We start from the raw sequence: 13,239 nt of genomic DNA, 5'->3' as shown, positions 1-13,239 counted from the left end.
AGCAATATCCGTCAATCATGACGGGGTCATGCATGTATCTATCTCATGCACTGGCTTTTAACACACTGTTGAGTTCTCAAGAAACGGACGCGTACAAGCCCACCGGAATCTCTAGGACCCCGGTGCGCCAGGCGCACATTTCATTTCCTTCAGTCTACTCGATCCGGACGATCCTTGTCAAACCGCCCGATCCGGGAGCTTCCGGACTCGCCTCTCTCCGAGGCAACCCTGCTAACTTACTCCAACTTTCGCGCTTTGTCCAACCGCGAGGCCGGACAGCCCGAAGATCGGGGATCATCAGAGGGGTTTGTTGGGCTATCCGCCCGACATGGAAAACGATAGCAGCCCCGACGGCGTCGGAGGTCCATCTTAGGTAACGAATGGACCTTCCCCGCGTACGTATGGTTCAAACACCGAGCCCGGCGAGCTGAGCCTCGAGGCGCGCGATGTCCGCGGACGCCTGCTCAGCCCGCTCCCTGACCTTGGCCACCACCGCTTCCGGCGCCTTGGCCATGAACTGCTCGTTGTTCAGCTTGGCGGACACCTGAGCGGCCTCCTTGCGCGCGGCCGCCAGGTCCTTCTCCAGCCGCTTGCGCTCGGCCTGGACGTCGATGGCGCCCGCGGTGTCGATCTCCACGGTCACCCCGCCCACCGAGAAGCTGGCCGTCGCGCTGAACGACTCCGCCGGCTCGGTGAGGCGCAGCAGCACGCGGATCGCGGTCTCCTGGCCGGCCAGCGGAGTGCCAGCCAGCCCGAGCCGGGCGGCCACCTTCTGGCCCGGCTTGAGCCCCTGATCCGAGCGGAACCTGCGGACCTCGGTCACCAGCTCCTGCAGCGCCTCGATCTCCGCCTCGGCCGAGGCGTCCGTGTAGCGGGCGTCCACCGCCGGCCACGGCGCCACGACGATCGACTCGCCGCCCGTCACGGCCCGCCACAGCTCCTCGGACACGAACGGCACCAGCGGATGCAGCAGCCGCAGCAGCGCGTCGAGCACATGGCCGAGCACCAGCCGGGTGTGCTCGAGCCCCTCGGCGAGCTGGATCTTGGCCAGCTCCAGGTACCAGTCGCAGACCTCGTCCCAGGCGAAGTGGTAGAGCAGGTCGGACGCCTTGGCGAACTCGAACTCCTCGAAGGCCGCGTCGGCGGCCCCCACCACGGCCTGCAGCCGCGACAGGATCCAGCGGTCGGCCGCCGTGAGCTCGGCTCCTTCCAGCGATCCCACGGCCGCGCCGTTCATCAGGGCGAACCGCGTGGCGTTCCAGATCTTGTTGCAGAAGTTGCGGGAACCGGCCGCCCACTCCTCGCTCACCGCGACATCGGCACCGGGGTTGGCACCGCGGAGCAGGGTGAATCGGGTGGCGTCGGCGCCGAAGCGCTCGACCCAGTCGAGCGGGTCGACCACGTTGCCGAACGACTTGGACATCTTCTTGCCGTACTGGTCGCGGACCATGCCGTGGAGCGCGACGGTGCGGAACGGCGGCTCGCCGTCCATCGCGTACAGCCCGAACATCATCATCCTGGCGACCCAGAAGAACAGGATGTCGTAGCCGGTGACCAGCACGGAGGTCGGGTAGAAGCGCTCGAGCTCGGGCGTCGCGTCCGGCCAGCCGAGCGTCGAGAACGGCCACAGCGCCGAGGAGAACCAGGTGTCGAGCACGTCCTGGTCTTGCGTGTAGCCGGCGGGCGGGTCCTCGTCGGGGCCCACGCACACGACCTCACCGTCCGGCCCGTACCAGACCGGGATGCGGTGACCCCACCAGAGCTGGCGGGAGATGCACCAGTCGTGCATGTCGTCGACCCAGTCGAAGTAGCGCTTGGCCAGCTCCGGCGGGTGGATGCGGGTGCGGCCGTCGCGAACGGCGTCGCCCGCCTCCTTGGCCAGCGGTCCGACGTTCACGAACCACTGCAGCGAGAGCCTGGGCTCGACGACGGTCTTGCAGCGCGAGCAGTGGCCGACCGAGTGGAGGTAGGGGCGCTTCTCCGCGACGATCCGCCCATCGGCACGCAGCGCCGCCACGACGGCGGGCCTGGCCTCGAAGCGGTCGAGCCCCTGGAACGGGCCGTGCGCGGTGATGACGCCGCGCTCGTCCATGACGGTCAGCGACGGCAGGGAGTGGCGCCGCCCGATCTCGAAGTCGTTGGGGTCGTGGGCGGGGGTCACCTTGACCGCGCCGGTGCCGAAGGCCGGGTCGACGTGCTCGTCGGCGACCACGGGGATCATGCGGCCCGTCAGCGGCACCTCCACCATCGTGCCGACCAGGTGCGCGTACCGCTCGTCCGAAGGGTGGACGGCCACGGCCGTGTCACCGAGCATGGTCTCGGCGCGCGTGGTGGCCACCACGATCTCGTCGGAGTAGCGGATCGAGACCAGCTCGCCCTCGTCCTCGCTGTGCTCCACCTCGATGTCGGAGAGCGCGGTCAGGCAGCGCGGGCACCAGTTGATGATCCGCTCGGCGCGGTAGATCAGCCCCTCGTCGAACAGCTTCTTGAAGATGGTCTGCACGGCCCGCGAGAGCCCTGGGTCCATCGTGAACCGCTCGCGCGACCAGTCGACGCCGTCGCCGAGCTTGCGCATCTGGCCGAGGATCCGGCCGCCGGACTCTTCCTTCCACTCCCAGACCCGCTCCACGAACGCCTCGCGCCCGAGGTCGTGCCGCGACTTGCCCTGCTTGGCCAGCTCGCGCTCGACGACGTTCTGGGTGGCGATGCCGGCGTGGTCCATGCCGGGGAGCCAGAGCGTCTCGCGCCCCTGCATGCGGGCGCGCCGCGTCAGCGCGTCCTGGATGGAGTGGTCGAGCGCGTGGCCGATGTGCAGGACACCTGTCACGTTGGGCGGAGGCAGGACGATGCTGTACGGCACGCGCGAGCTGCCCGGGTCGGCGGTGAAGTAGCCCTCGGATACCCATCGCTCGTAGCTTCGGGTCTCGACGTCGGCCGGGGTGTACTGGGTGGGCAGCTCTGGCGTTGTCACGGTGACCCATTCTAAGGAAGTGGGAAAGCAAAACGCCCCAGGGATCGTCTCCGCGGGGCGCTTGCCGATGGGTGAAAGATCAGGCGGACTTTTCCCGCGGCGTGCGCTGCTGCTTGGCGGCGAGCTGGTCGCGGGGTACGAGCGTCGGGATCGCGTGCTCGAGCACGGACTCGCGGGTGATGACCACCCGGGCGACGTCCTGGCGCGACGGCACCTCGTACATGACGGACTGCAGCACCTCTTCCAGGATGGCGCGCAGTCCGCGAGCGCCGGTGCCGCGCAGGATCGCCTGGTCGGCGATGGCCTCGAGAGCGCCGTCGGTGAACTCCAGCTCGACCCCGTCGAGCTCGAGGAGCTTGCGGTACTGCTTGACCAGCGCGTTGCGCGGCTCGGTGAGGATCTGGATGAGCGCCTCGCGGTCGAGGTTGTGCACCGAGGTGATGACCGGCAGACGCCCGACGAACTCGGGGATCATGCCAAACTTCAGCAGGTCCTCCGGCATCACGTCGCCGAAGATGTCGGCCGTGTCGACCTCTTCCTTCGAGCGGATGATGGCGTTGAAGCCGATGCCCTTGCGGCCGATGCGCGCCTCGATGATCTTTTCCAGACCGGCGAACGCGCCACCGCAGATGAACAGCACGTTGGTCGTGTCGATCTGGATGAACTCCTGGTGCGGGTGCTTGCGGCCGCCCTGCGGCGGCACGCTGGCCGTGGTGCCCTCCAGGATCTTCAGCAGCGCCTGCTGCACGCCCTCGCCCGAGACGTCGCGCGTGATCGACGGGTTTTCGCTCTTGCGGGCGATCTTGTCGACCTCGTCGATGTAGATGATGCCGGTCTCGGCCTTCTTGACGTCGTAGTCGGCGGCCTGGATGAGCTTGAGGAGGATGTTCTCCACGTCCTCGCCGACGTAGCCCGCCTCGGTGAGCGCGGTGGCGTCGGCGATGGCGAAGGGCACGTTGAGCATCTTCGCCAGGGTCTGTGCCAGCAGTGTCTTGCCCGAGCCCGTCGGGCCGAGCAGCAGGATGTTGCTCTTGGCCAGCTCCAGGCCGTCGTCTCTGCCCCGGTCACCGGACTGCACCCGCTTGTAGTGGTTGTAGACCGCCACCGAGAGGGCCTTCTTCGCCTTGTCCTGACCGATGACGTAGGCGTCGAGGAACTCGTAGATCTCCCTCGGCTTGGGCAGGTTGTCCCACTTGAGCTCGGAGGACTCGGAGAGCTCCTCCTCGATGATCTCGTTGCAGAGATCAATGCACTCATCGCAGATGTAGACGCCTGGCCCGGCAATGAGCTTCTTGACTTGCTTCTGACTCTTTCCGCAGAAAGAGCACTTCAGCAGGTCTCCCCCGTCGCCGATGCGTGCCACCCCAGATACTCCTTTGCGTGGGACCGCCCTGCTGCCGCGAGCAGTGTCTCCGGACATCCTCCGGACTAGGCCGAACCGCTCAGGTTTCGACGTTACCGTCTTCTGGGCCCTCAGTGAGCCCCCTAGCGGCGAGTCGCACCGGAACGTGCCCTATTGGGCAGCGCCCCGGTGCGTCACGTCTCGTCAGGAAGCTACGGCCTGAGCTCGCTTCTTCCTGGACGGGATGATGTCATCGATCAGACCATACGCCTTTGCCTCGTCCGCGTTGAGAATTTTGTCGCGTTCGATGTCCTTGCGGACTTGGGCAGTGGTCTTGCCCGAGTGCCTCGCCACGATCTCCTCGAGGAGATTGCGCATGCGAAGGATCTCGCGGGCCTGGATCTCGATGTCGCTGCCCTGGCCGCCGCCCTCGGTGGACGGCTGGTGGATCAGCACCCGGGCATTGGGCAGCGCGAACCGCTTGCCCGGGGTGCCGCCGGCCAGCAGCACGGCCGCCGCCGAGGCCGCCTGGCCCAGGCAGACCGTCTGGATCTCCGGCCGGACGAACTGCATCGTGTCGTAGATCGCCGTCATGGCGGTGAAGGAACCACCCGGCGAGTTGATGTAGATGCTGATGTCACGGTCGGGGTCGAGCGACTCCAGCGTCAGCAGCTGGGCCATCACGTCGTTGGCCGACGCGTCGTCGATCTGCACTCCGAGGAAGATGATGCGGTCCTCGAAGAGCTTGGTGTACGGGTTGTGGGTCTTCACACCGACAGAGGTGCGCTCCGTGAACTCCGGAATGATGTAGCGGCTGTTGATATCCACTTCAGCTCCCCCTAAGAGACGGGGCCCTGCGAGGGCACCTGCCGCGCGCTGCGCACCACGTGATCGATGAAGCCGTAGTCCTTGGCTTCCTCGGCCGTGAACCAGCGGTCGCGGTCGGAATCGGCCTCGATCTGCTCCAGCGGCTGGCCGGTGTGGAAAGCGATCCGCTCGGCGAGCGTCTTCTTCACGTAGAGCATCTGTTCGGCCTGGATGGCAATGTCGGCGGCGGTACCGCCGATGCCGCCCGACGGCTGGTGCATCATGACCCTGGCGTGCGGCAGGGCGTAACGCTTGCCCCTGGCGCCCGCGGTGAGCAGGAACTGCCCCATGGAGGCGGCCATGCCCATCACGACCGTGGAGACGTCGTTCGGCACATACTCCATCATGTCGTAGATGGCCATGCCTGCACTCACCGAGCCGCCCGGCGAGTTGATGTAAAGCGTGATGTCGCGGTTGGGGTCGTCGGCCGCGAGCAGCAGCAGCTCGGCGCAGATCCGGTTGGCGATCTCGTCGTTGACCTCCTGCCCCAGCACGATGATGCGTTCCCGGAGCAGGCGCTGGTAAAGCTGGTCTTCAAGCCGGAAGGCGGAGCCGTTCTCACGGCCTCGAGACTCAGGCTGATAGAAGGTCGGCGGGCTGGTCACAGCGTCACCTTCCGATGCGTCGTAATCGATTGGCTTTGCTTGTGACCTTAACGCGCGCCGCGCATAGCTCATGCCCGGTCCCCCGTACTGTTCGCTGACGGCGCAGGTTCGGACAGGCCTCCGTCTGCCATTCTCCGCCCGACCTCGCCCATTCCGTCCCCCGAAGTCCGGCTGACCGCGGTCGCCGGCCCGCTACCGCTCCAGGTCCCCACGGGCCCTCTGAAGCCGCCGTACGGCCTGCCTGCCCCCGGTTCCCCTGCGGGGGAGGCGGACGAGCGCGTAGCCGCGCCCGTGGACGCTGGGCGCCGGGAGTCCCGCGCCTGCCCTGAGGAACCTGAGGAACCTGAGGAAAAGGCGAAGCCCCCGAACCGGATGGTTCGGGGGCTCAGGACCGCACTTCACCACGGCGCGGACCCCGAGGCCCGTGCCGGCGGCGGCGGAGGCTACGCCTCCTGCTTGTCCTCGTCGGCCGCGGAGTCGTCGGACGCGGGCTCCTCCTCCACGACCTCCTCACCGTTGAGCTCGGTGTAGATGGCCTTGAGGTCCACCTCGTTGCCGTCGCTGTCCACGACCTTGGCGGCGTCGCCCAGGACGGCCTTGGCCTTGTCGCGGACGATCTCCACCATGGCCAGCGTCAGCTGGTCGTTGTCGGCCAGGTGCTTGGCCAGCTCGTTGGGCTGCACGCCCATCTCCATGGCGCGGCGCACCACGAAGTTGGTCAGCTCCTGCTCGGAGACGCCCAGCTCCTCGGCCTTGACGATCTTGTCGAGCACGAAGCCGACCTTGAGCGCACGCGCGGAGTTCTTCTCGAACTCGTCGAAGCGCTCCTCCTCCGTCGTCTGGTAGAGGCGGAAGAAGGCGTCGCGGCTCAGGCCGCTCTCGGCGATCTGGTGGTCGAGGTTGTGCTTGCGGGCGTCGACCTCGGCCTTGAGCGCGCTCTCCGGCAGCGGGATGTCGATCTGCTCGAGCAGCGTGTCGAGGGCCTTCTCGCGGGACTGGACGACCTGGTCGATCAGCTTGTTGCGGCGGGCCTGCTCGCGGATGCTGGCCTTGAGCTCGTCGAGCGTGTCGAACTCGCTGGCGAGCTGGGCGAACTCGTCGTCCAGCTCGGGCAGGACCTTCTCCTTGACCGACTTGACGGTGATGATCACGTCGGCTTCCTCGCCGGCGTTCTCGCCGCCGACCAGCTCGGTCTTGAAGCTCTTCTCCTCGCCCGCGGACATGCCCTCGAGCGCGGCGTCGAGGCCCTGGAGCACGGAGCCGGCGCCGACCTCGTAGGAGACCTCGCTGGCCTGCTGCTCCTCGATGTTGTTGCCGTCGATCTCGGCGCGGAGGTCCATGACGACGAAGTCGCCGTTGGCGGCCGCGCGCTCGACGCCGGTCAGCGTCGCGAAGCGCTGGCGCAGCGCGTCGAGCTGCTTGTCGACGTCCTCGTCGGAGACCTCGGCGGAGTCGACCGTGATCTCGAGGCCCTGGTAGTCGGGCACCTCGAAGTTGGGCCGGATGTCGACCTCGGCGGTGAACTCGATCTGCTCACCGTCGTCGATCTTCGTGACCTCGATGTCGGGCTGGGCGACCGGGAACACGTCGACCTCGTCGACGGCCTTGCCGTACAGCTTGGGCACCGCGTCGTTGAGGGTCTCCTCCAGCACCACCGCCCGGCCGAAGCGCTGCTCGATGATGCGGGCCGGAACCTTGCCAGGCCGGAACCCGGGGACGCGCACCTGCTGCGCGACCTTCTTGTACGCCGCATCCATGCTGGGGCGCAGCTCGTCGAACGGCACCTCGACAGTGAGCTTGACCCGGGTCGGGCTTAGCTCCTCGACAGCGGTCTTCACGGAATGGTCTCCTTGATCAAGCTACGAGTGATCGCGGGCGCGTCCATCGGTACGGCTCACGCGCCGCGCCCACATGAGCGGTGTTGGGCATGCTCCGCCGCGGCGGGATCCAACGCCGAAGGCCAGTCTAGGGCAGATGCATACCCAACAACGACGCCCTCACCGCTACAAGTCGTCCACGATCATGCGTGGCCTGCCGTCAGAACTCGTCCGCGATGGTCCGCAACAGCCCGACCGTCTCGTCCGGGGTGGTGCTCACGGCGCAGAGCCGCTCCATCACCTCGGTGTATCGGTCCACGTCCTCACGCTTGTCGAGGTAGAGCGCGCTGGCCAGCTGCTCGACATAGACGACGTCGGGCAGGTCGGGGTCCGGGAAGCGCAGGATGCTGAACGCGCCGCCCTCCGCGCTGTGCCCGCCGAAGCTGAACGGCATGATCTGGATCGTGATCTTGGGCTGGCGCATCAGCTCGATGAGGTGTTCGATCTGGGCCCGCATCACCTCGACGCCGCCTATGGGTCGCCGTAGCGCGGCCTCGTCGATGACGGCCCAGAAGACGGGCCCGTCCGGCCTCTCGAACATCCGCTGGCGCTCCAGCCGGAGATCCACCCTCCTGGAGATCTCCTCGGCCCCGATGCCCGCCGATCCGGCGGTCACGACGGCCCTTGCGTACTCCTTGGTCTGCAAGAGTCCCGGCACGAACTGGACCTCGTAGGTCCTGATCCGGGCGGCGGCCTCTTCAAGGCCGACGTACGCCTGGAACCACGTGGGCAGGACATCGTTGAACCGGTGCCACCAGCCCGGCTCGTTGGCGGTGGCGACCAGGTCGAGTACGGCGGCGCGGGCCTCCTTGTCGACGACCCCGTACAGGGTCAGCAGGTCCGCCACGTCGCGTTCTTTGAACCCCACTCGGCCCAGCTCCATGCGGCTGATCTTGGATTCCGAGCCCCGGATGAGGTGGCCGGCCTCCTCACGAGTGACGTTCTTTGCTTCCCTGAGCTTGCGCAGCTGGGAGCCCAGGAGGATGCGCAGCGCCGTCGGTCCGGAACCCGGCTGGTTCTGCGTCACTTTGCCTCCTATCAAGGTCCGCACACACAGTGACACCACATTGCCGGGTATGACAAGGTCTCAACCTCGTGTCCGGATTAGGAGACCAACGCCCCAAAACGCCGCTTGCTGCTGCACAATGCAACTGCACGTGCATTTGGGTCTTGCAGCTGCAGCGATCGTGACCCATGATGGCTTAGTGCATATTGGGCCAAACATGCACTAACTCGGGCTGAACGGGGAGGTATCGGCGGCATGGTGGAGGACCCTCTGGCCACTGCCGATGCTCTGCAGATCACTCGAGAGGTGGGCTTCGACTGCCTGCTCATGGGCGGGAAGCCGGACACCACCGCGTGCCCGCTGCCCTTTCAGGCCGACTCCGTGAAGACGGCCAGGGACGTGACCCGCTCGACCCTGCGGAAGTGGGGGCTGCACGAGCTCGGCGACGACGCGGCGCTGGTGGTGTCGGAGCTGGTCACCAACGCGGTCCGCTACGCGATGTACGCGGCGGGACGGCGTGAGATCGAGCTGCTGCTGATGCGCGTACAGCCGCACGTGCTGCTGGCCGTGGCGGACCCGAGCGACGAGGTGCCGCGCCCCAAGGAGCCGGACTTCATCTCGGAGAACGGGCGCGGCCTCTACATCGTCGAGACGTACAGCCAGTGCTGGGGCTGGGACCCCCTCGCCCGCGGCGGCAAGGCCGTCTGGGCCCTGTTCCGCACCGAACCCTGATTCAGTTGTCACGGCGGAGCCGGGATCGCTCCGCCGTCGGGCCGTCATTCTCCGATCGCCCCGTCGATGAGCTCGCGTAGCAGGTCGGCATGGCCGTTGTGCCGGGCGTACTCCTCGATCACGTGGACGAGGATCCAGCGGTGCGTGCAGTCCTGGCCGTTGCGGTCGCCGACGGCGTCCAGCGGCTTGGCGGCCGAGATGGCGCGCGCGTGCCCGATCTCCTCCTCCCAGGTCGCGAAGGCCTCCTTGACCGAGGCGGTGTCCACGTCGTTGAAGTCGGCGTCGTTGTCGCGGTCCTTGTCCCAGAGCTTGGGGAGGTCCTCGCCGTTCAGCACGCGGCGGAACCAGACGCGCTCGACGTGCGCCAGGTGCCTCACCAGCCCGAGCAGGGACAGCGTCGAGGGCGGGGCGGAGCGCAGGCGCAGTTGCTCGTCCGACAGGCCGGCGCACTTGAAGGCCAGGGTGGCCCGGTGCCACTCGAGCCAGTTGTTCAGCACGGTGCGCTCGTCGCCGGTGAGCGGCGGGGGTATCCGGGAGTCGTTCATGGGGTTTGACCCTATCTGGAGGCGGCCGGAGCGCGTTCAGTTCATGGAGATGTGCACGTGGTCGTAGTGGTTCTCGGTGATGCTGCCGCGGTCCGCCATGGCCCGCCAGCCCGAGCCCATGTTGATGCGCTGCTTCCAGATCACGTACTTGACCCCGAGCTTGCCCTGGTTCGCGAGCGCCCACGCCGCGATGCGGTCGCCCAGGGCGTTGTTGGCGGCCGAGGGCGTCGTGCCGCCGGTGCTCATCATGAAGTCGCAGGCCCGTCCCAGCGGGTGCTCGCCGCTGGAGCCCGAGCGGAAGCAGCCCACCTCGTACGGCAGCTTGAAGTTCTTCGCCACCTCCGCCTTCATCAGCCGCGTACGGGCCGTGATGTTGTCCGAGCCCGTGGGCAGCTCCGGCGCCCAGCTGCCGTTCGCGTTGCGGCCCGGACCGAACGGCACCAGGTCCTTGAGCTTCTTCTGGATGTCGTCGATGACGTCCTGGGCCTCGTCCCGCTGCGCGGACACCTCCTTCGCGTCCGCGCCGATCTGGACGGCGAGCGCGGCGGCCTGGTCGGAGGCGCTCTTCTTGTCGTCACGGGCCTTGGCCACTCCCTGCACGACGGCCTGCTGCTCGGCCGTGAGCTGCTCCAGCAGGGCCGCGCCGCCGCCGTTGGCCGAGAGCAGGACGGCGGGCACCGAGGGGTCGTGGTTCTGGTAGCGCATGCTGGCGATGTCGGCGACCCGCTGCTCGGCCGCGGCCAGCGTCTGCTCCGCGACGGCCAGGCGCTCCTTGGCGGCCTTGGCGGCCTGCTGCGCCTTGGCGAGCTCTACGCGCTTGAGGTTGTACTTCTCGATGAGCTTGTCGACCTTGCTGTTGAGCTGCTTGAGCTGGGCGCGGAGCTGCGCCTCCGACGGCTTGGGGGCCGCCGACGCCGCGGTCGCCGGGAGGAGGGCGACGGCGGCGGCGGTGATGAGGCCGATGGCCAGAGTCACGGGGGACACGCGGGACACAGCCGCCACGTGGAATGATCCTCTCCCTCTGCCGGCCGGGTTAGCTGACGGGTTCGGGCGCGGAGGTGCCCTACCGACACGTGGTCGGACTCACCCCAGAACTAGGTGGGTCCCCGGCTCCCGGGCGACACGCCCGGGATTAGGCGCGCAACGGTGGTGACAACCGGTGCAAAAGGGATGCTAGTGGTAGATCACGAGTAATGCGACCCTAACTAGCAATCTAATAGTGATCTACTTGTGATCGAAGCATACGCGCGGCCTCCTCCGGCAGCACGTCGTTCACGAAAGCTCCCATGGCCGACTCCGACCCGGCCAGGAACTTGAGCTTCCCCGGCGCCCGCCTGATGCTGAACAGCTCCAGGTGCAGGTAAGCGAGATCGCGGTCCCGCCGCACGGGCGCCTGGTGCCAGGCCGAGATGTACGGCATCACGACGCCGAACAGGCCGTCGAAGGCCCGCAGCACCGAGGTGTAGAGCGGCGCGAACGCCGAGCGCTCCTCCTCCGACAGCGCGGCCAGATCGGGCACCTGCCGGTGCGGGTAGATGTGCACCTCGTACGGCCAGCGCGCGGCGGCGGGCACGAACGCCGTCCACAACTCGTTGGCGGCCACCACCCGCGTCCCCTCGGCCCGTTCGGCGGCCAGCACGTCGGCGAACAGGTTGCCCTTCGTGTAGCGCCTGGCGGCGTCGAGCTGGAGCTTGGTCCTGGGGGTGACGTACGGGTAGGCGTAGATCTGGCCGTGCGGGTGGGCGAGCGTGATGCCGATCTCCTCGCCCCGGTTCTCGAAGCAGAACACCTGCTCCACGCCCTCGATCCCGGACAGCTCGGCCGTGCGGTCGGCCCACGCCTCCATGACCAGCCCGACCTGGTCGTCGGAGAGCTTGGAGAAGGAGGACGAGTGCTCAGAGGTGAAGCAGACCACCTCGCACCTCCCCGCCCCCGGACGGACCTCACTCAAACCGCCCACATCCTGATAGGTACCGAAATTTCCGGAGAAGGAGGGGAAGCGGTTCTCGAACACCACCACGTCGTAGTCGTACGCCGGGATCTCCGACGACCGCGTGTCCGACGACGGGCAGAGCGGGCACTCGCTCGCCGAGCCCGTCGGCTGGAACGTCCGCGTCTGCCGGTGCCCCGCCATCGCGATCCACTCCTCGGTCAGCGGGTCGTAGCGCAGCTCCGAGGCCACCGGCCGGGGGTCGAGCGTCCGCCGGTCGAGCGCGCTCCTGTCGGCGTCGTCACGCCGGTCGAAGTAGATCAGCTCCCGGCCGTCGGCCAGATGGGTGATGGTGCGTTTCAAGGCGAGCCCTCCGCGATGATCAGTTCTCCGGCCCGTTCGGCCAGCTCCGTGCGTGCGTCCTCGGGCAGCCCCGCGTCGCTGATGACCACGTCGGCCTCGCCCAGCTCGGCGATCGTGCTGATGCCGACGGTGTTCCACTTGGTGTGGTCGGCGGGGACGACCAGCCTGCCGGCGGCCGCCACCAGCTCCCTGTCGGTCTCCGACTCCAGCAGGTTCGGCGTGGTGAACCCGGCCCGTGCGCTCATCCCGTGCACGCCGAGGAAGAGCGTGTCCACGTGCAGGCGGCGGATCGCCGCCACGGCCACCGGGCCCACCAGGGCGTCGGACGGCGTACGTACGCCGCCGGTCAGCACGACCGTACGGTCCGAGCGCGGGTTGCGGTGGAAGACGTCGGCGACGGGGATCGAGTTGGTGATCACCGTCAGCTCGGGGACGCCGATCAGGTGGCGGGCCAGCGCCCACGTGGTGGTGCCCGCCGAGAGCGCGACGGCCGTGCCCGGCCTGACGAGGCCGGCCGCGCGCCGCGCGATGGCCTCCTTCTCCTCCTGCTGGCGGGCCGACTTGGCGGTGAAGCCCGGCTCCTCGGTCGAGCCGGGGCCGAGTGCCGTGGCACCGCCGTGCACCTTCTCCAGCAGCCCGCGCTCGGCCAGCACCTCGAGGTCGCGGCGGATCGTCATGTCGGAGACGCCGAGCTCGCGGACGAGGTCCGCCACCCGGACGCCGCCGTTGCTGCGCACGCGTTCGAGGATCGTCTGCTGACGCTGTTGTGCGAGCACGCCCGTTCCTTCCAACAGATTCCACCAAATTATGACACGGAATTGTTCGGGAATGTGAGTTCGCGTGGTGCGCTTGCGCAGGTCATCGCGGCGAGAGAGGCTCTGGGTTCCAGCCGATCGTCGGAGGCGAGCTATGGCCAGGCGCGCACGCAAGGGCAAGGCACGCAAGAAGAAGAAGGCCAACCACGGCAAGCGCCCCACGGCGCGTTGACCGGGTGGCCGCCT

At 67.7% G+C, this 13,239-nt stretch carries 11 protein-coding genes and 1 riboswitch; of the genes, 1 reads left to right on the top strand and 10 read right to left on the bottom strand.

What is annotated here, in order from left to right; genetic code table 11:
- Window positions 1-406: 406 nt before the first annotated feature.
- The 6 genes from AB0H84_RS42755 to AB0H84_RS42730 all read right to left on the bottom strand — a co-directional run bounded on the left by AB0H84_RS42755 (window position 407) and on the right by AB0H84_RS42730 (window position 8,689).
- Entirely contained in the window at window positions 407-2,971 is a 2,565-nt protein-coding gene (locus AB0H84_RS42755) for a valine--tRNA ligase (RefSeq protein WP_357617742.1), read from the bottom strand.
- 79 nt (window positions 2,972-3,050) lie between these two features.
- Window positions 3,051-4,334, bottom strand: coding sequence for an ATP-dependent Clp protease ATP-binding subunit ClpX (gene clpX / locus AB0H84_RS42750; protein WP_357617740.1), 1,284 nt, complete (start codon window positions 4,332-4,334; stop codon window positions 3,051-3,053).
- Between the two features lie 183 nt (window positions 4,335-4,517).
- Window positions 4,518-5,141, bottom strand: coding sequence for an ATP-dependent Clp protease proteolytic subunit (locus AB0H84_RS42745; RefSeq protein ID WP_357617738.1), 624 nt, complete (start codon window positions 5,139-5,141; stop codon window positions 4,518-4,520).
- A gap of 11 nt (window positions 5,142-5,152) precedes the next feature.
- Window positions 5,153-5,785 (bottom strand): ATP-dependent Clp protease proteolytic subunit, encoded by a 633-nt coding sequence (locus tag AB0H84_RS42740; protein ID WP_357617736.1) that lies wholly within the window; start codon window positions 5,783-5,785, stop codon window positions 5,153-5,155.
- A gap of 443 nt (window positions 5,786-6,228) precedes the next feature.
- Window positions 6,229-7,623: a trigger factor gene (gene tig / locus AB0H84_RS42735; RefSeq protein ID WP_357617734.1), complete on the bottom strand. Its 1,395-nt coding sequence runs from the start codon at window positions 7,621-7,623 to the stop codon at window positions 6,229-6,231.
- A gap of 199 nt (window positions 7,624-7,822) precedes the next feature.
- Window positions 7,823-8,689, bottom strand: coding sequence for a helix-turn-helix transcriptional regulator (locus AB0H84_RS42730; RefSeq protein ID WP_357617733.1), 867 nt, complete (start codon window positions 8,687-8,689; stop codon window positions 7,823-7,825).
- A 234-nt stretch (window positions 8,690-8,923) separates the two neighbouring features.
- On the opposite strand from AB0H84_RS42730, the gene AB0H84_RS42725 reads away from it, so the two are divergent.
- A complete protein-coding gene (locus tag AB0H84_RS42725; RefSeq protein ID WP_357617731.1) occupies window positions 8,924-9,400 on the top strand; it encodes an ATP-binding protein in 477 nt (158 codons plus the stop codon).
- A gap of 44 nt (window positions 9,401-9,444) precedes the next feature.
- Here the strand turns inward: AB0H84_RS42725 and AB0H84_RS42720 are convergent, their stop codons facing one another.
- From AB0H84_RS42720 to AB0H84_RS42705, 4 genes are all read right to left on the bottom strand, one after another.
- A complete protein-coding gene (locus AB0H84_RS42720) occupies window positions 9,445-9,945 on the bottom strand; it encodes a DinB family protein (RefSeq protein ID WP_357617729.1) in 501 nt (166 codons plus the stop codon).
- A gap of 36 nt (window positions 9,946-9,981) precedes the next feature.
- Window positions 9,982-10,929, bottom strand: coding sequence for a hypothetical protein (locus AB0H84_RS42715; protein ID WP_357617727.1), 948 nt, complete (start codon window positions 10,927-10,929; stop codon window positions 9,982-9,984).
- A 24-nt stretch (window positions 10,930-10,953) separates the two neighbouring features.
- Window positions 10,954-11,094: riboswitch (cyclic di-AMP (ydaO/yuaA leader) on the bottom strand.
- Between the two features lie 64 nt (window positions 11,095-11,158).
- The gene (gene galT, locus AB0H84_RS42710) at window positions 11,159-12,238 is read right to left on the bottom strand and encodes a galactose-1-phosphate uridylyltransferase (RefSeq protein ID WP_357617725.1); all 1,080 of its coding nucleotides are present in this window, start codon (window positions 12,236-12,238) and stop codon (window positions 11,159-11,161) included.
- Window positions 12,235-13,014 carry a DeoR/GlpR family DNA-binding transcription regulator gene (locus AB0H84_RS42705; RefSeq protein ID WP_357617723.1) on the bottom strand — a complete coding sequence of 260 codons (780 nt, stop codon included), beginning with the start codon at window positions 13,012-13,014 and terminating at the stop codon, window positions 12,235-12,237. The genes galT and AB0H84_RS42705 overlap by 4 nt, the downstream gene beginning before the upstream one ends.
- Window positions 13,015-13,239 lie beyond the last annotated feature (225 nt).

The sequence above is a fragment of the Nonomuraea sp. NPDC050786 genome (assembly GCF_040654115.1).
Taxonomy (GTDB): domain Bacteria; phylum Actinomycetota; class Actinomycetes; order Streptosporangiales; family Streptosporangiaceae; genus Nonomuraea.
This window is presented reverse-complemented; position numbering and strand designations above follow the sequence as displayed.